The organism is Methanorbis rubei (genome assembly GCF_032714495.1).
In the GTDB taxonomy this organism is placed as follows: domain Archaea; phylum Halobacteriota; class Methanomicrobia; order Methanomicrobiales; family Methanocorpusculaceae; genus Methanocorpusculum; species Methanocorpusculum rubei.
The window spans coordinates 41,264-57,559 of record NZ_JAWDKB010000003.1 but is presented as its reverse complement, the minus strand read 5'-3'; the positions used below and the strand labels follow the sequence as shown (position 1 = coordinate 57,559).

The window sequence follows — 16,296 nt, the reverse complement described above, 5'->3', positions numbered from 1 at the left end:
TTCGATGTGGAAAGCCACACTATCACGTATCATCTCAAAGAGATTTACCAAAGCGGCGAGCTTCTTGAAGATCGAACTACTCGAAATTTTCGAGTAGTTCAAACCAAGAGGAACCGTCACCCCTCGCCAACAAAGTCTGGAGTATATGCAAATCCTGGCAACTGTTCGGAAATTCCGAACAGTTCCCTCTCAAAAAAATTAGATCAGTTTTTTCAAAAACTGTCCGGTATAACTCTTCTTCACCTTCGCCACATCCTCAGGCGTTCCTTCCGCAATGATCTTTCCGCCCGCATTACCGCCCTCCGGTCCAAGATCGATAACATAATCCGCACACTTGATCACATCCAGATTATGCTCGATCACCACAACCGTATTGCCCTTCGCAACAAGACTATCAAGAACACCGATCAACTTCTTCACATCATGGAAGTGCAGACCGGTAGTCGGCTCATCCAAAAGATACACCGTCTTTCCGGTCGCACGCTTCGCAAGCTCGCGGGTCAGCTTGATTCTCTGTGCCTCGCCGCCTGACAAAGTCGTCGAACTCTGACCGAGCTTAATATAGCCGAGACCAACATCAGCCAGCGTCTCAATTTTTGCACGAATGTTTGGCACATTCGCAAACAGCTCCAGCGCCTCGTCCACACTCATGTTCAGCACATCGGAGATCGACTTGCCCTTGTACTTCACCTCAAGCGTCTCTGCATTGTAGCGGGTTCCCTTACACTCCTCGCACTCGATGTAAACATCAGGCAGGAAATTCATCTCGATCTTGATAACTCCGTCGCCCGAACATGCCTCGCACCGTCCGCCTTTCAGATTGAACGAAAACCGTCCCGGATCGTAACCGCGAAGTTTCGCCTCCTTCGTCTCGGCGAAAAGTTTACGGATGTCATCAAACACCTTCGTGTAAGTTGCCGGATTCGATCTCGGTGTTCGCCCGATTGGCGACTGATCGATCACAATCACCTTATCGATCTCGGACTCGAAGATCAGATCCTTGTAAGATCCTGGCGTCACGCGGGATTTATAGATCTCCTTCATCAGAGCCTGATAGAGCGTGTCGTAAATCAGCGTCGACTTGCCTGAACCGGAAACTCCCGTGACAACCGTCAGGGTTCCCATCGGAATTTTCGCATCGATATTTTTCAGATTGTTTTCCGTGCACCCGTTGATTCTGATGAACTTCTTCGCAGGCCTTCGGGTTTCCGGTACCGGAATCACCTGTCTGCCTGAGAGATACTGGCCGGTAATCGAGTCGGGAGTTGCCGCAATCTGATCCGGAGTTCCTTCGGCCACGACGTGGCCGCCGTGAACTCCGGCTCCGGGACCGATATCCACCACATAATCAGCAGCACGAATCGTGTCCTCATCATGTTCCACCACGATCAGCGTGTTGCCAATATCACGGAGATGTTGCAGGGTTCCGATCAGCTTCTGGTTGTCACGCTGGTGAAGACCAATCGAAGGCTCGTCAAGAATGTAGAGAACGCCCATCAGATTCGATCCGATCTGGGTCGCGAGCCGGATACGCTGTGCCTCACCGCCGGAAAGACTTCCGGCGTTACGGGAGAGCGTCAGGTAGCCGAGGCCGACCTGCTGGAGGAACGAGAGCCGTGAGTTGATCTCACGGAGGATCAGCTTTGCGATCTCCTCCTCCTTTTCCGTCAAGGGCAGAGTGTTGAAGAACGCGAGTGCATCATCGATCGAAAGGTCGGCAACGTCGGCAATCGACTTGTCATTGATCTTTACGGCAAGCACATGATCTTTGAGTCTTCTGCCGTGACACTCAGGACAGGGAAGGACACGCATGAACTTTTCGAGTTCCTCTTTGCGGTACTCGGACTTTGTTTCGCGGTAGAGCCGTTCGGTCTGGGGAAGCAGTCCTTCCCACTGACCGTTATGCGACCATTCGGCATTCTTCGAGGACATGACAAACTTCAGGGTGTCGTCTGTTCCGTACATGAGACCGTTGTACTGTTTCTCGGTCAGTTCCTCGATCGGGGTCATCATGGTGAAGCCGAGATGTTTGGCTACTGCGTCCAGATACTGGACGCGGTAGCCGTCGAGGAAATTTCGGTAAATTGCAACCGCTCCGTCAGCGATGGATTTGGTTTTGTCAGGGATGATCAGTTCAGGGTCGAACTTCATCTGGATGCCAAGGCCGTTACAGGTCGGGCATGCGCCGAACGGGCTGTTAAAAGAGAACATTCTGGGCTGAAGCTCTTCAAAGGAGAGGCCGCAGATTGGACACGCCATTCTTGCGGAGTAAACTGCGTCCGGCCCTTCAGCTCCTGCGGCGTAGACGAGTCCGTCTTCAGCACGTTTGAGTGCTGACTCGATCGCTTCGACGAGCCGGCTTCGATCCGAAGGATCGAGCCGGTCGACCACGATGTCGATATTGTGCATGACATATCTGGCGAGTTTGATCTCGTCATCAGTTCGGAAAATTTCTTCGTCGACCCGGACGCGGGTGAACCCGTCGGCGTTGAGGTCGCGGAAGAGTTGTTCGTAGGTTCCCTTTTTCTTGCGGATGATCGGCGCGAAGATGGTGATCATCGAGCCTGCGGGAAACTCTGCGGTGATTGCGTCTGCGATCTGTTCAGGCGTTCGCGACTGAATTTTTACCTGATGTTTCGGGCAGTAGGGAACACCAACTCTTGCGTAGAGGAGACGCAGATAGTCGTAGATCTCAGTGACCGTTCCAACGGTCGATCGGGGATTTTTGGAGGTGGTTTTTTGTTCGATGGATATTGCGGGGGAGAGTCCTTCGATGCTGTCAACATCCGGTTTGTTCATGATGCCAAGGAACTGGCGGGCGTAGGATGAGAGGGATTCAACATATCTCCGCTGGCCTTCGGCGTAGATGGTGTCAAAGGCAAGCGTGGATTTGCCGGATCCTGAAACTCCGGTGACGACGATGAGTTGGTCACGCGGGAGTTCAAGGGTGATATTTTGCAGATTGTGCTGGCGGGCACCCTTTATGGTCAGGTTTTTCATTGCGATAGTACTTTTACTGCTGGTGATAAAGAGTTGCGGGATACTGCAGTGTAGGGGGTGACAAAAAACTCTATCTTCTTGTCTTTCCTATTATCTGATAATCATGCAGGCGATGGATCGAGATGATGGACGCACGCAGTTGTCTGTTTCTGTGGCGACGAAACAGCGTATGCTTTCACGAAAAAAGGAACATCAGACCTACGATGAAGTACTGAAATTTCTTCTGGATACTATTGAGGTGGGAGATGACGGGAATGAGTATGGTGTAATTTTTCTCCACACGATTCCGGTTGACGGCGAGATGAAAAAACTGAGAAGTCCTCTTCCCTTAATTCTGAATATTGCCGAGAATGGATATATCCAACTGGCAAATACTGAGTACTCGATTCTTGTCTCATTGCCGACTCTTAAAGAGGCGGTAGATGAGGCACAGCGGCAGTTTGCCGACGGGCTTGTGTTTTTTAATAATCCTGATCTTCATCTGTCGCCGGCAGCACGGGAACGCGGGAAACATTTCAGAGATGCGGTTGTGATGTGAGATATGTCTGTTCTGAAGGCGGATGTTGTACGAAAAGTTCTGAAGAAGAAGGGTTTCGTTCCCGAGTCCGGACGACAGAGACATGTTCGTTATTATTTTGAAGATAATGGAGAGGTTGCTGCTGTGAAAACGCATATGAGTCACAATGATCAGGATGTGAATGATTTTCTCCAATCTCAGATGGCTGCACAGTTGCGGATGTCAAAGGCCGAATTTCTGGAGATGATATCCTGTGCAGTTGATCATGAGGATCTCGCAAAGATGTATCGCGAGAGAGGATTGTTCTGATTGGTAGTGATGACTTTATTTTCACAAAGCCAATACTTTTGTTCATGGTTAGGGTACATCTCCCGAACGGTTCGGTCGCTGATGCCAAGGCAGGAACGGTTGAGGAGATTTTAGCAGGTCTTGGTTTGAATCCATATGAGATTTTAGTGACCTCTGAAGGCGAGCTTCTTCTTGCTGACGACTTCGTCGCAGAAGATCAGATACTTGAGACCACATCTATAGTACATGGAGGATGAGTAGTGGCGGTCTGTGATCTCTGCGCATCAAAGGCTGTCTGGCGTGATCCTGCGAGCGGAGCGGTTTTGTGCGGGGATCATTTTTCGGCATGGTATGAAGAGGGCGTTCGGGATGCGATTGAAAAGTATGCGATGATCCCTTCCGGTTCCCGGGTGGCGGTCGGGCTTTCGGGCGGGAAGGATAGTACTGTTCTTCTGACTGTTCTTGCAAAGCTGAATCTTGATGCAGAGTTTGTGGCGATTACGGTGGATGAGGGGATTGCGAATTATCGCGATGATACGATCTCGGCAGCCGTTTCACTGGTGAAGCGGCTTGGTGTTGAGCACCGGATTGTTTCGTTTGCTGATGTCTGTGGAAAAACGCTGGATGAGCTTTTAGTGTCTGCGCCGGAACGGGCGTGTTCGGTCTGCGGGACGCTTCGGCGGCGGGCGCTGAATGCTGCTGCCCGCGATGCGGGGGCGAGTCTGATTGCGACCGGCCACTGTATGGATGATGAGGCGCAGTCTGTTCTGATGAATTATCTGCGTGGGGATATCCGGAGAGTTGCGGAGAATTATCATACGAATGCAGGCGATCTGTTTATTCCGAGAATCAAGCCGCTCTGCCGCTGTACGGAACGGGCGACGGTTGCTTACGGGATTGTGAATCGTTTGCTTACGCCTCTGCCTGAGTGTCCGTACACAAAGTATGCCCTCCGTGCGGGAATCCGGACCGAGCTTGGGGTTCTGGAACATAAGTATCCGGGGACGCTTTCTAATATTGTGTCAGGTCAGGAGAGACTGATTGCAAAACTCGGTGTTATGCAGGGCGAAGTGACGGAGATGGGTGTCTGCGAGCGATGCGGCGAACCGACGCAGAACAGGTTGTGTGCTGCGTGTACGCTGATTGAGAAGCTGGAACATTTGGAATAAAAAATTACTTTTGCTGAACTGGTTCAAGTCAGATCAGTTCCAGCAGTTCGTTTGCCTGATCAGGCAGCATGCGAAATACATAGACACTTGGATTGGAGTGTTCGGTTTCGGAAGATGGACGATACACAATAAGGCGATACTCATCTGAGTTGTCAGGGATGATTGCGATGATCTTATTCACGGTAACGGGAGTAGTTTCCTGATCAGAGTCTGTTGTATACTGATACTCCGTCCACGTGATATCGATAGGTGTTGGATAGTTTATCGTGACTACCGTTCCGAATAATTTACCACGGACATCATCATAGTAATCGGTAGCAAGCCAGTACTGATAATTTTCTCCGGCAAGTTTTTCCATTTTTTCTTTCAGCTCAGCAGAATTTTCCGGTAAAATATGAAGACCGTGAGAGACAACACTGAGCCCGTCCGGTTCTGCGTACAATGTGGCAAGCCCGAGGAAAATGATCGCAACAGAAAAACAGATGAGAGTGACAACAGTCATTGCGACGGTACTGCGGGACATAGATATCTTGGTAGTATCTTTTTCCGCAAGACATCATAAAGAGATTGACCAAAGTGTGATTACTGGTGATCAAAAATTAACAGTTTGGACTGGTACTGTTTCTGCATCCAAACCTCTCCTCCCACTCATCAATGCTAACTGCATCAGGGAACGCGATAACTTCTGCTTCCGGTTGTCCCAGTAATATGGCAACCGCCGCACAAAATTTCGGCATGTGATCGATGGCATACTCATACTCGTCCCACTCCTCTCTTCCCAACCGGATGAATGGTGTTGGTTCATTGGAAGTATTTGCTTTCCTGGCAATCATTTCCAGAGTCTGGACTGCACTGAGAATTTCCGCATCTGATGCACCCCAATTTCGTATATCATTCCATTTGGTGATAAAAGAGATCATGTACTCTTCAGTCACGGTTCGTGTTCCTATTTTTTCCATGGTGAGATCCTGCCAGTGAACAAAAAGGGAACTGGAATTATTTTCGGAGGAGAGAGATGAATCGTTTTTATCATCAGGAGCTGTTCCTCCAAATATACTATAGACACAACTTCCAATAATAATGGCAATAAGTATAATCACTAAAAATAAGAGTGTTTTCCGACAATGTAAGCAATCATTTGGCATATTTTGTTACCTCAATTATTCTGATCAAATGGGTCGAATAGATCAATTACACCATTTCCATCATGATCTCCCCAACCGATAAACTTCCTTGTTGAGTCACCGATAGTACTGGACTGTCTATGATTACACATTACACTGTTGTGATCATGCGGTTCATTAAGTGTATGAAAGTTTGTGTTGCGATACCATCTATTCATTGGACTCACGGCACGATAACTGTAATCAAGGTATGCTGAATTGGAACTCTGATATTCATCAAGGGCCCCGAATAAATGAAGTACTTCATGCTGGTACGTAGTATCCCTAGCTTGGATACTGCCACCAGAAGATGGTGTTTCTTCCCAATAAGCGACGACCGCTCTCTCACCATATACACCTGATTCAAGCGGCACTGCATATCCCGGATATACGTCTGGTGTGAAATACATAACAATGACTGAATCGGAATTTGTTTGAGCCTTGATAGATCTAGCTACATCATCAATAATATATTGATCTGAACCTAAATTTGCGAAACCAACTTTGGAAAGTGCCCGTTCCATCCAACCTCCTGGCCTATATCCGTTTGGATCATCTGGACCGGGGTTACTTCCAGATACACTTATCCAATAATACCCCCCATCGTTGGACATACGTGCACTTGATGGAGCAGCATATGTGATAGCATGTGTTCCCACATATGCATCACCTAATACCGTATTTATCTTTTCCTGAGTCCATTTATACTGGCTCGGACTCTGGTCAAAATCTGTAAATATATACAGATAGTACACTTTGCCATAAGCGTATGGTGCCGAGTGGGTAACTGGATTAACACGATTTGGCATCGCATTTATTCTAAGTAATGATAGTGATTCCAAAGCATTTTGCTGAAGAAGTTCATCTTTGATTCGGCGCTCCTGAGTTGTTTTTTCGACAAATTGATCTGTCTGTTCAGGGTTAAGGCCGAGTTCCTGAGATAAAACTATTTTAAAAGTCTCGTAATCTGAAATAAAAAAACCATCCTCATCTTTGTTCAACACAGATAAAGTAGCTGGTGAATTTTCCAATTTTTTCACTGTTTCGGAAATCAAAATATGAGACATATTCCAATCCATTTTTTCATTCCATGAAGATACATATTCCTCTAAATCCGTGATGTGAATAGGATATTTTTTATCATCATTCAATGCCAGAACATTTTGTGTTGAAATTAATGTGGGGGTAGGCAATGGGACCATTTGTATGACATTCTCATTGGTCATGGTATTTTGTTCTGCGAAATACTCTGCTGAGGCAGATGGTATTACAATACTCATTATCACAATCATTGAGATGATCATAATGAGTTTTACTCGGTGTTTTCCAATCATGTTACTTTCATTCCTGACCATATCAATAGAATAGGATACTGTGAATTCAATTTGAAACAGTCCTACTTTAGAATGATCATATCTTGTAAACCAATTGACGTACTAATATCTCCAATTAGAAAAATTACATACATGAATTTTAATTTACAATTGAATTTATGATGCGGCATTCGTTATGAATAGTCTGACCAAAGTGTGATGGGTTACTTTTGTTCATCCCCCATTCCCACTCTCTTTATCCTCCCTCCCGTCCAATCTATCTCAGCAATGACTGGCGGCGAAGAAGTCTTCAAATACAAACAATGCCTCATCCTCAGAACCGATCTCAAACTCAGCTGCGGCAAAATGTGTGCCCAGGCAGCCCATGCCTCAATAGGAGCCTACGAAAAAGCCTCACTCCTTGACAAAAAAGCATGGATGCGGGAAGGCCAGAAAAAAGTAGCACTCAAAGCTGTGAGCGAACGGGCACTCTATGAACTCAAAGCAACCGCTGAAATACAGGGAATTCCCGTCTCCTTAATTATCGACGCAGGCTACACCGAAATACCGCCCGGAACCGTCACCGCTCTTGGCATCGGCCCTGCCAAAGCTGAACTCATCGACAAAATCACCGGCGGTCTCCCGCTTCTCTAACAATCATGAAACCATCCGCCTACCCACTCGAACAGTCCCTCGGCATGAATTATTACGCAACCGATGCCAAAGGCATCGGAGGCGTTCTCAGAAGCAGCCCCGAAGACTTCATCGTCGAAGAACTGCCGATAAAATTTACCGGCACCGGCCCCTACCTCATCGTAAAACTTACCAAACGATCATGGGAACACCAGCATGCCATGCGGGAGATCACCAAACGCCTCGGGATCAGTCCGAAACGGCTTGCCTGGGGAGGAACCAAAGACCGCAACGCAGTCACCACCCAGTACATCTCCCTCTATGACGTCACCGAAGAAGACCTCGCCAAAGTTGCCATCAAAGACATCACGCTTGAACCGATAACTCATCACCAGTTCTCCCTCGGTCTCGGTAGTCTTGAAGGAAACCGCTTCACCATAACACTTCGCGGCTGTGAGGCCGAAGACCTCACCGCCCGCGTTGAAGCGATCACCAAAGACATCCTTGAGTCCGGCATCCCCAACTACTATGGAATCCAGCGATTCGGCGCACTAAAGCCGGTCACGCATCGCGTCGGCCTTCACATTCTTCGCGGCGAGTACGAGGAAGCGGTGAAAATGTACGTCGGCGATGTGTTCCCGCGGGAGTCCGACGAAGTCAAAGCCGCACGGCGTGCCTTCGCCGAGACCGGTGACGCAAAAGCAGCTCTCCATGACCTTCCGGTCCAGCTCTCCTACGAACGCATCATGCTCGACTCGCTCATGAAGCAGCCGGGCGACTACGGGCGTGCCCTTCAGGCGATGCCGCCCAAACTTCTCTCCATGTTTGTCTCCGCGTACCAGTCCTGGCTCTTCAACTCGGCACTCTCCGCACGCTGTGCGAGAGGCGTGCCTCTCGAAGACGCAGCGGTAGGCGAACATCTCATCTTCACGAACGACCGCATCGATACCGTGACCGAGAAAAATATCGCAACCGCCCGTCAGCATATGAAACGCGGTCGGTGTGCGGTCGCCGCATGGATGCCGGGCGCAACACTTCCCGTGACTCCGGGACCAATGGAAGAGGAAATGTTTTCGCTGATGAAGACAGACAACGTCACCATGCAAAGTTTTGCCGACGCTGCCGCATTTACCGGAACAAACTTCGACGGAGCCCACAGAAAAATTACGCTCCATACCGAGATCGAGTACTCGGTCGCAGGGAGTGATGTCACGCTGATGTTTACGCTTCCGCCTGGCCATTATGCAACAACCGTCTGCCGCGAGTACATGCAGGGCTCGCCTGAGCAGATGGTCTGAACTATTTTTTTATAAAATCGTAAAAAAGCAGTGTTCCGCTCGGAGCCAATTGACAGCAGTTATCGTAATGAATTTTTTCTTCGTGTGGTTCGTGTTTCAAAAAATTGCGTCGGGTATCCCGAAAAAAAATTACTGATCAGATTTCGCCTCAGGTTCACGCCGCACGATCGGTTCAGGCAGTCCGATCGACGCAACCTCAAGCAGCTCATCCCAGTCCATCGTCGTCTCAACACAGCCGTCAGTCTTGGTCACCACACCAAGCGTGATCATCGAGATACGCTTCCCCATCTCAAGACCCTCCTTCACCTCAAGAATACAACCGACCCCGATCATCGCCTGAGGCCGGTACTTCTTCACCATCCGCTTGATGAACGTGGAGCCCGGAATCAAAAACGTCTTGTATCCTGCCTCCTCCAGAGGCGGGATGACGGAGCCCAGACCACACCTGCCACACGAAACACACTTCAGCCCGTCCGGCGTAAGACGGGCAGGACAGTTGGAAGACCGCAGACACTGCGGGAAAAAGACCGCGCGGTTCTCAACCGGAACAGCCGCAAACGCAGTGGTGTTCACATCATTATCGATCTTGATCAAGAATTCCATCAGCTGCGTTGCATCAACACCGAGAACCTGACAGCCGGTCGCAACCGCTCCTTCCGTAAACGCGAGGACCGGTCTGAGCAGCATCGGGAAGTAGAGATGCTTGCGTTTGATTGAAAGAACAATCAACGCAACCATCGCAATCACAAACACGATCCAGACAATAATCAGAATCAGAAGAATCTGTCCGACCAGCAGCGCAAAATTATCCCAGAACGGACTGTTGAACAACGTCATCTCAAACGGCAGCGTAACAGGCATCTACTTCCTCCCGACAACCGGCTTCTCGAGCCCGATCGATGCAACCTCAAACAGCTCGTCCCATTCAAGAGTAGTCTCAACACAGCCGTCCGACTTCATCACAACACCCATCGCCGTCATCTCAATCTTTCTTGCCATCTCCTGAAACTGCTTGATCTCCATCAGACACCCAACGCCAATCATTGCACGAGGATGAAACCGCTTCAGAAGTCGCTTGATGTAGGTCGATCCCGGCACAATAAACACCAGATACCCAGCGTCAGTCAACGCATTCGTCGCCATCCCAAGCCCGCACCGGTCGCAGTCAAGACACTTGATGCCAAGCGGTGTCAAGTGGGCCGGACACTTCGCTGACCGCAGACAGTGTGGAAGAAACACCGCACGTTCCTGCACCGGAACGGATGCGAACTCGTCGCGGTTCACATCGTTCTCAAGCCTGATCAGAACCGTGGTTATCTCGGTATCATCGATGCCAAACATCCGGCATCCGGTCCGAACCGCCCCTTTCAGCAGAAGATACGCAGGCCGGAGAAGCCAGGGGCAGTAGAGATGTTTCTTCCGGATCGACACGACAAACAGCAGGACCGTAATCACTACCAGAGCAAACCAGACGAAAAAGATCAGCAGCGCTGCCTGACCAATCATCAGAGCCAGCGAATCCCAGTACGGATGACCAAAAATGGAGATGGGAAGGGTGACCGGCATAGACTTACATCTGCCTCAGGGTCGAGAAGTCGTAGGGAGGATACAGAACGCCAACCTCCGTGATGATGCCGGTCACGAGCGTGAGCGGTGTTGCATCAAATGCATAGTTGATGACCGGAACTCCTTCGGGCACAGTCTGTTTTCCCCAGAATGCCGCAACTTCGTCGCGTGCTCGCTCCTCAACAATAATATCAGATTCACTCGCGTTCACGTCAAACGTCGAGACCGGAGCTGCGACATAAAACGGAATGTTGTGATGTTTCGCACAGACCGCATGCATGTAGGTTCCGATTTTGTTGAACACCGCATCCTTCGTGATCCGGTCGGCACCCACCACAACGCAGTCGATCTTTCCCTTCCGCATCAGATACGCAGCTTCCGAGTCGATGATCGAGGTAACCGGAATGTTGTCATGATGCAGCTCCCATGCGGTCAGGCGTGCTCCCTGCAGGAGAGGACGCGTTTCGCAGGAGACAACTGAGATCTTTTTGCCCATCTTGTGAGCTGAACGGATCACGCCGAGCGCTGTTCCCCAAGTTGAACAGGCAAGCGCTCCTGCATTGCAGTGAGTAAGCACTGTTCCGATCTGCGGAAGAAGTGCTGCCCCGTTGCGGCCAAGCTGCATGCAGCACTTCTCATCTTCAGCCGCGATAGTTTTCGCGACAGTGATCGCAAGGAACCTTGCCATCTCGGGCGGAAGATTTTCCATCGACCGCAGCACTTTGTCAATGCCCCATGCAAGGTTCACCGCAGTCGGTCTGGTACTTTTCAACAGAGCCGCGTCGCTTGCAACCGTCTCGGCAAACTCAACGTCAGAGGTGCAGGAAACTGCAGATAACGCAACACCGAAAGCTCCTGCAACGCCGAGAGCCGGAGCTCCCCGGACTTCGAGTCTGCGGATTGCGTCGGCGAGTCGTTCAACCGTCTTCACCTCAATGACCACGAACTCAACTGGAAGTTTCGTCTGGTCGATCATCATGATCGAGTTGTTCTCATCGTTCCACCAGATTGTTTTTGTATCGCTCGTCATGGTTTCTCCTCCGAAGAGTAGGAGTCAATTGTTGCCTTCATCGCGGCAGCTCCGCCGGAGATGACGGAGTCAGGGATATCTTTTGGAGCGACTGCGGCACCTGCGATGTAGATGCCCGGACGAATCGTTCCGGCAGGATTGAGTTTCATGTCGGCACAGGAGAGGAAGTTGTTGTCGTCCAGCGGAAGTCCGAGAGATTTTGCGAGATGAATGGTGTCAGGGAGCGGCTCCATTCCAACCGAGAGGACGACTAAGTCTGCTTCAAGATTTTTGAACTCGCCGGTCTCGGTGTCTTCAATGGGAAGAACGAGATTTGATCTCGTCTGCTGGATCTCGCCAGGGAATGCACGAACGATGTTGATACCCATCTGTTTTGCACGCTCTGCGTACTCTTCGTAGCCTTTGCCGTACGCACGAAGGTCGTTGTATAATATAGTGACTTCGGTGTCCGGATAATGTTCTTTGATGAGCATGGAGTTCTTCAGTGCATACATGCAGCAGACGCAGGAACAGTAGTTTCTGCCGATTGAGATGTCGCGGCTGCCGACACACTGGACGAAAACGACCGAGTTCGGTCTCTCACCATTCGACATGCGGCGGACTTCGCCGAGTGTCGGTCCTCCGGCATTGATCATCCGCTCGAACTCGATGCTGGTGATGACGTCAGGATAACGCAGATAGCCGAACTGTTGTTTCTTTTCTGCGTCAAAGAGGGTGTAGCCGGTTGCAATCACGACCGCAGCCGCGTTGACGGTAATCGTCTGCACAGCGTCTTCGTCAGTATGCAGCACAGCGTTTTTGCCGCAGACTTCGTAACAGAGTCCGCACTCGATGCAGTGAAGATTATCTTTGACCGCCCAGTTTGGTACGACCTGGGCATGGGGTTTGTAAATGGCTTTTCTGACGCCAACTCCTGCATCGAATTTATTGTAGACTTCGACCGGACAGATGTTGGTGCAGTCGCCGCATCCGGTACAGTCAGCCTCGCGGATATAGCGGGGATATTTGGTGATGCTGACCGTGAAGTCGCCTACGGTTCCTTCGATTTTTTCGACTTCCGAAAGCGTGAGGAGAGTGATGTTCGGGTGTCTCCCGACCTCGGCCATCTTCGGCGAGAGGATGCACATCGAACAGTCGTTGGTCGGAAATGTTTTATCCAGCATTCCCATGTGGCCGCCAATGGTTGGCTCGCGTTCGACGAGCCAGACATGGATGTTGTGGTTGGCGACATCCATTGCCGCCTGAATGCCGGCAACTCCAGCCCCAATTACGACGACGTCAGTTCCACTCATTGCGGTATCTCCTGCCGACTGCAACATACGTTTCGGCATTTTTGAGGTTGCCGGCAGCCTCTTCGGGAGTGAGTTCCCTGCCGACTTTGCCGGGAACTCCCATGACGAGTGAGTTCGGCGGAATTATTTTTCGTTCCGAGACAAGTGCTCCTGCGGCAACGAGCGAGCCTTTGCCGATCACAGCACCGTTGAGAATGATTGCGCCCATACCAATCAGACAGTCGTCTTCGATGGTGCAGCCGTGAATGATTGCGCCGTGACCGATGGAGACGTTTTTGCCGATGGTTACCGGATGACCGATGCTTTCGTGGATCACGGCGTTGTCCTGTACATTGGATCTGCTGCCAATCGTTATTTTCGCCATGTCTGCCCTGAGGACTGCACCGAACAGAACGGTGACGTCGTCTCCCAAAGTGACGTCGCCTGCAATCGTCGCGTTCGGAGCGACGAAGGTCCGCTCTCCCCTCTTACCGCCGCTGGTAAGTTTCGGGAGGCCTTCGCTGATATCCATAGTGGTACTATAGTTCAATGCGACAAGTTATCAGGATTTCGTTCGGAGATGTGGTGCATCGGTATTCGGAAATTGCGCAAAAAACAATGAGGGTGTGTTTTCTGAAAGCAAACGAGTTAGTACGGGATTTTAAAATTGGAATTACGCGGTATGAAATAGCATAAGGAAAAGGGATTCTCGGTCCTTGGTTTTATTTGGGGCAACCACGGAACACACTGAACACACGGAATTCCACGGAAAAAACACAGAATACCGCTTCGCTTACGGAAAACACGGAAAGACCAAGGAAGTTTGCATCTCAAAACGATGACATATAACAATACTCGTACACTTAGGCTTTCCGTGTTTTCCGTAAGCGAAGCGGTATTCTGTGTTTTTTCCGTGGAATTCCGTGTGCTCAGTGTGTTCCGTGGTTACTCCAAACGAGACCACCTACAGAATAATCCCCAACAATGAAACTCATCATAGCGTAACTCCTATAAAAAAAGAAAAAAATCGGTGCTTGATGTTCAGGAGAGAATTACACCGTACTTGTCCAGCAGTTCCTGCCATTTGGAGGAAGCCTGAAGATCAGCAATGCCTTTGTTGATCATCTGTAAGGTTTCGTTGTCTCCTTTGCGGACAGCAACGCCGTAGGGGTCGTTGACTTCAATCACACCGATTTTTTTCGCAACCCCTCGTGCGACGTACGAGTTCACCGTAATCTCATCATAGATTACCGCGTCACATGTTCCGTCAGCAAGCATTGCAAATGCGTCATTAATCGTTGCCTGCGGCATGAAGGCCCCCTCACCAAGGATGCCGGTTTCATTCAGATTCTTCTCGGTCCATGCATACGAGGTTCCGCCTTTTTGCGTGGTGACCGACGCGTTGCCGGAGAGGACATCCTCTTTCGTCAGGGAAGAGTTCGGCAGAACAGCAACGGCGATGTTCACGGACAGGTAAGGATTACTGAAGTCAACGATCTCGCTTCGCTCAGGGGTGATAGTGAGGCCGCAGTAGATGATGTCCACCGTCCCGTCAGCAACATTATCGACGATGTTGGTCCAGGGCAGTGCCGTGTATGCAATATCAAAACCGTTCTGATCGGCAATCCACTGCATGGACTCAACGTCGAGACCGACATACGTGCCGTTTGTATCAGGATATCCGTACGGCGGATAATTTTCTCCGATGCCTACGATCAATTTTTTTTCAGCAGGAGTTCCGATACATCCGGAGGCAACCACAGCGACGATCAAACAGAAGCAGAGGATTCCACACACAACATGCTTTCTCATGATATCAATTACGGTTCAAGGGAATAAAAAAATATTCTCAGAAAAAAATGGAATGTTTTTTGCGGCTGTTTCGAATACAACCAAAGACAAAAAAATTCTGCTCAGATGTATTCCCACAAAAAAATTTATTCGTTTTTTTCGAAAAAAGTAAGTGGGCAAGCGGTGAGTGGGCATGATGAGAAAAGGAAACCGCGAAGCCACGTTCACCATTTACTCGCTCACTTTTTTCAGAAAAAAAACGGACTAAATCTTTTTTGTGGCATCACAAAATTCTGCTCAGAAAGTCTGAAACATTTCAGACCTTGTGAACAGAGCGGATACCAGATGTTCAGGAGAGAACAACACCGTACTTGTCCAGCAGTTCCTGCCATTTGGGGGAAGCCTGAAGATCCGCAATACCTTTGTTGATCATCTGCAGAGTTTCGTTGTCTCCTTTGCGGACTGCTACGCCGTAGAGCTCGTTGACTTCAATCACACCGATATTCTTTGCAAGCCCTCGTGCAACATACGAGTTCACGGTGACTTCATCATAGATTATTGCGTCACATTTTCCCTCAGCAAGCATCACGAATGCATCATCAATCGTTGCCTGCGGCCTGAGGTTTCCCTCAGCAAGAATGCCGGTCTCATTGAGATTTTTCTCGGTCCATACATGAGAGGTTCCGTCAGTTTGCGTGCTGATGGAAACATTGCCGGAGAGAACATCCTCTTTGGTCAGTGAGGAGTTCGGCAGAACAGCAATTGCAAAGTTCACGATCATGTAGGGGTCGCTGAAGTCAACGATCTCACTTCGCTCAGGGGTGATGGTGAGACCGCAGTAGAGGATGTCAACCGTTCCGTTGGCGACATTCTCGACGATGCCAGTCCAGGGCAGGCCCAGGTAGGCAACGTCATAGCCGTTTTGTTTGGCGATCCATTCGATGGACTCCACATCAAGACCGACATAGGTTTCGTTTGCATCAGGATATCCGTACGGGGGATTATTTTCTCCGATACCAACAACGATCAGTTTCTTTTCAGCATCAGGGACTCCGATGCATCCGGAGATCACCACAGTGGCGATCAGGCAGAAGCAGAGGATTCCACACACAACATGCTTTCTCATGGTATCAGTTACGGTCCGAGCGGATAAAAAAATATTCCGAATATTTCGAAACGCGAATCGCAGGCCGCAGGCATGCGATTCGCGTTTCAAAAAAAATTGTCAGAAGTACCAACATCCTTTTCTTTTCGCAG

17 protein-coding genes are annotated in these 16,296 nt (G+C 49.7%); 6 read left to right on the top strand and 11 right to left on the bottom strand.

The window, feature by feature from the left end; genetic code table 11:
* Nucleotides 1-198 precede the first annotated feature (198 nt).
* Entirely contained in the window at nt 199-3,000 is a 2,802-nt protein-coding gene (gene uvrA, locus McpCs1_RS03800) for an excinuclease ABC subunit UvrA (RefSeq protein WP_338095930.1), read from the bottom strand.
* A 103-nt stretch (nt 3,001-3,103) separates the two neighbouring features.
* Between uvrA and McpCs1_RS03795 the strand changes: the two genes are divergently transcribed.
* The 4 genes from McpCs1_RS03795 to McpCs1_RS03780 are packed head-to-tail and all read left to right on the top strand — an operon-like array spanning nt 3,104 to nt 4,974.
* The gene (locus McpCs1_RS03795) at nt 3,104-3,538 is read left to right on the top strand and encodes a hypothetical protein (RefSeq protein WP_338095929.1); all 435 of its coding nucleotides are present in this window, start codon (nt 3,104-3,106) and stop codon (nt 3,536-3,538) included.
* A 3-nt stretch (nt 3,539-3,541) separates the two neighbouring features.
* On the top strand, nt 3,542-3,826 hold the full coding sequence (locus McpCs1_RS03790; protein ID WP_338095928.1) for a hypothetical protein: 285 nt from the start codon (nt 3,542-3,544) through the stop codon (nt 3,824-3,826).
* 44 nt (nt 3,827-3,870) lie between these two features.
* Complete coding sequence (locus McpCs1_RS03785) at nt 3,871-4,062, top strand: ubiquitin family protein (RefSeq protein WP_338094024.1); 192 nt, start codon at nt 3,871-3,873, stop codon at nt 4,060-4,062.
* A gap of 3 nt (nt 4,063-4,065) precedes the next feature.
* Nucleotides 4,066-4,974: a TIGR00269 family protein gene (locus tag McpCs1_RS03780; protein ID WP_338095927.1), complete on the top strand. Its 909-nt coding sequence runs from the start codon at nt 4,066-4,068 to the stop codon at nt 4,972-4,974.
* 28 nt (nt 4,975-5,002) lie between these two features.
* Here the strand turns inward: McpCs1_RS03780 and McpCs1_RS03775 are convergent, their stop codons facing one another.
* The 3 genes from McpCs1_RS03775 to McpCs1_RS03765 all read right to left on the bottom strand — a co-directional run bounded on the left by McpCs1_RS03775 (nt 5,003) and on the right by McpCs1_RS03765 (nt 7,471).
* Nucleotides 5,003-5,497: a hypothetical protein gene (locus tag McpCs1_RS03775; RefSeq protein WP_338095926.1), complete on the bottom strand. Its 495-nt coding sequence runs from the start codon at nt 5,495-5,497 to the stop codon at nt 5,003-5,005.
* A gap of 76 nt (nt 5,498-5,573) precedes the next feature.
* Entirely contained in the window at nt 5,574-5,933 is a 360-nt protein-coding gene (locus McpCs1_RS03770; protein ID WP_338095925.1) for a hypothetical protein, read from the bottom strand.
* 197 nt (nt 5,934-6,130) lie between these two features.
* The gene (locus McpCs1_RS03765; RefSeq protein ID WP_338095924.1) at nt 6,131-7,471 is read right to left on the bottom strand and encodes a hypothetical protein; all 1,341 of its coding nucleotides are present in this window, start codon (nt 7,469-7,471) and stop codon (nt 6,131-6,133) included.
* A gap of 267 nt (nt 7,472-7,738) precedes the next feature.
* Between McpCs1_RS03765 and pth2 the strand changes: the two genes are divergently transcribed.
* Together pth2 and truD are read left to right on the top strand one after the other, a co-directional pair.
* The gene (pth2, locus tag McpCs1_RS03760; protein WP_338095923.1) at nt 7,739-8,104 is read left to right on the top strand and encodes a peptidyl-tRNA hydrolase Pth2; all 366 of its coding nucleotides are present in this window, start codon (nt 7,739-7,741) and stop codon (nt 8,102-8,104) included.
* Between the two features lie 5 nt (nt 8,105-8,109).
* The gene (gene truD, locus McpCs1_RS03755) at nt 8,110-9,381 is read left to right on the top strand and encodes a tRNA pseudouridine(13) synthase TruD (protein ID WP_338095922.1); all 1,272 of its coding nucleotides are present in this window, start codon (nt 8,110-8,112) and stop codon (nt 9,379-9,381) included.
* A gap of 129 nt (nt 9,382-9,510) precedes the next feature.
* On the opposite strand, the gene McpCs1_RS03750 is transcribed toward truD, so the two are convergent.
* The 7 genes from McpCs1_RS03750 to McpCs1_RS03720 all read right to left on the bottom strand — a co-directional run bounded on the left by McpCs1_RS03750 (nt 9,511) and on the right by McpCs1_RS03720 (nt 16,165).
* A complete protein-coding gene (locus tag McpCs1_RS03750; protein WP_338095921.1) occupies nt 9,511-10,242 on the bottom strand; it encodes a DUF116 domain-containing protein in 732 nt (243 codons plus the stop codon).
* Nucleotides 10,243-10,947, bottom strand: a complete 705-nt coding sequence (locus tag McpCs1_RS03745; RefSeq protein WP_338095920.1) for a DUF116 domain-containing protein — start codon at nt 10,945-10,947, stop codon at nt 10,243-10,245.
* A 4-nt stretch (nt 10,948-10,951) separates the two neighbouring features.
* A complete protein-coding gene (gene mtnA / locus McpCs1_RS03740; RefSeq protein ID WP_338095919.1) occupies nt 10,952-11,977 on the bottom strand; it encodes an S-methyl-5-thioribose-1-phosphate isomerase in 1,026 nt (341 codons plus the stop codon).
* Nucleotides 11,974-13,269 (bottom strand): FAD-dependent oxidoreductase, encoded by a 1,296-nt coding sequence (locus McpCs1_RS03735; protein WP_338095918.1) that lies wholly within the window; start codon nt 13,267-13,269, stop codon nt 11,974-11,976. Before McpCs1_RS03735 ends, mtnA begins: the two co-directional genes overlap by 4 nt.
* On the bottom strand, nt 13,256-13,780 hold the full coding sequence (locus McpCs1_RS03730) for a gamma carbonic anhydrase family protein (protein WP_338095917.1): 525 nt from the start codon (nt 13,778-13,780) through the stop codon (nt 13,256-13,258). Before McpCs1_RS03730 ends, McpCs1_RS03735 begins: the two co-directional genes overlap by 14 nt.
* A gap of 509 nt (nt 13,781-14,289) precedes the next feature.
* Nucleotides 14,290-15,060, bottom strand: coding sequence for an ABC transporter substrate-binding protein (locus McpCs1_RS03725; protein ID WP_338095916.1), 771 nt, complete (start codon nt 15,058-15,060; stop codon nt 14,290-14,292).
* Nucleotides 15,061-15,388: 328 nt separating this feature from the next.
* On the bottom strand, nt 15,389-16,165 hold the full coding sequence (locus McpCs1_RS03720; protein WP_338095915.1) for an ABC transporter substrate-binding protein: 777 nt from the start codon (nt 16,163-16,165) through the stop codon (nt 15,389-15,391).
* Nucleotides 16,166-16,296: the final 131 nt, after the last annotated feature.

Excerpts from the sequence above, each read along its gene's own strand:
- uvrA (WP_338095930.1), bottom strand. The coding sequence starts at position 3,000 with ATGAAAAACCTGACCATAAAGGGTGCCCGCCAGCACAATCTGCAAAAT.
- McpCs1_RS03795 (WP_338095929.1), top strand. The coding sequence starts at position 3,104 with ATGCAGGCGATGGATCGAGATGATGGACGCACGCAGTTGTCTGTTTCT.
- McpCs1_RS03790 (WP_338095928.1), top strand. The coding sequence starts at position 3,542 with ATGTCTGTTCTGAAGGCGGATGTTGTACGAAAAGTTCTGAAGAAGAAG.
- McpCs1_RS03785 (WP_338094024.1), top strand. The coding sequence starts at position 3,871 with ATGGTTAGGGTACATCTCCCGAACGGTTCGGTCGCTGATGCCAAGGCA.
- McpCs1_RS03775 (WP_338095926.1), bottom strand. The coding sequence starts at position 5,497 with ATGTCCCGCAGTACCGTCGCAATGACTGTTGTCACTCTCATCTGTTTT.
- McpCs1_RS03770 (WP_338095925.1), bottom strand. The coding sequence starts at position 5,933 with ATGGAAAAAATAGGAACACGAACCGTGACTGAAGAGTACATGATCTCT.
- McpCs1_RS03765 (WP_338095924.1), bottom strand. The coding sequence starts at position 7,471 with ATGATTGGAAAACACCGAGTAAAACTCATTATGATCATCTCAATGATT.
- pth2 (WP_338095923.1), top strand. The coding sequence starts at position 7,739 with ATGACTGGCGGCGAAGAAGTCTTCAAATACAAACAATGCCTCATCCTC.
- truD (WP_338095922.1), top strand. The coding sequence starts at position 8,110 with ATGAAACCATCCGCCTACCCACTCGAACAGTCCCTCGGCATGAATTAT.
- McpCs1_RS03750 (WP_338095921.1), bottom strand. The coding sequence starts at position 10,242 with ATGCCTGTTACGCTGCCGTTTGAGATGACGTTGTTCAACAGTCCGTTC.
- McpCs1_RS03745 (WP_338095920.1), bottom strand. The coding sequence starts at position 10,947 with ATGCCGGTCACCCTTCCCATCTCCATTTTTGGTCATCCGTACTGGGAT.
- mtnA (WP_338095919.1), bottom strand. The coding sequence starts at position 11,977 with ATGACGAGCGATACAAAAACAATCTGGTGGAACGATGAGAACAACTCG.
- McpCs1_RS03735 (WP_338095918.1), bottom strand. The coding sequence starts at position 13,269 with ATGAGTGGAACTGACGTCGTCGTAATTGGGGCTGGAGTTGCCGGCATT.
- McpCs1_RS03730 (WP_338095917.1), bottom strand. The coding sequence starts at position 13,780 with ATGGATATCAGCGAAGGCCTCCCGAAACTTACCAGCGGCGGTAAGAGG.
- McpCs1_RS03725 (WP_338095916.1), bottom strand. The coding sequence starts at position 15,060 with ATGAGAAAGCATGTTGTGTGTGGAATCCTCTGCTTCTGTTTGATCGTC.
- McpCs1_RS03720 (WP_338095915.1), bottom strand. The coding sequence starts at position 16,165 with ATGAGAAAGCATGTTGTGTGTGGAATCCTCTGCTTCTGCCTGATCGCC.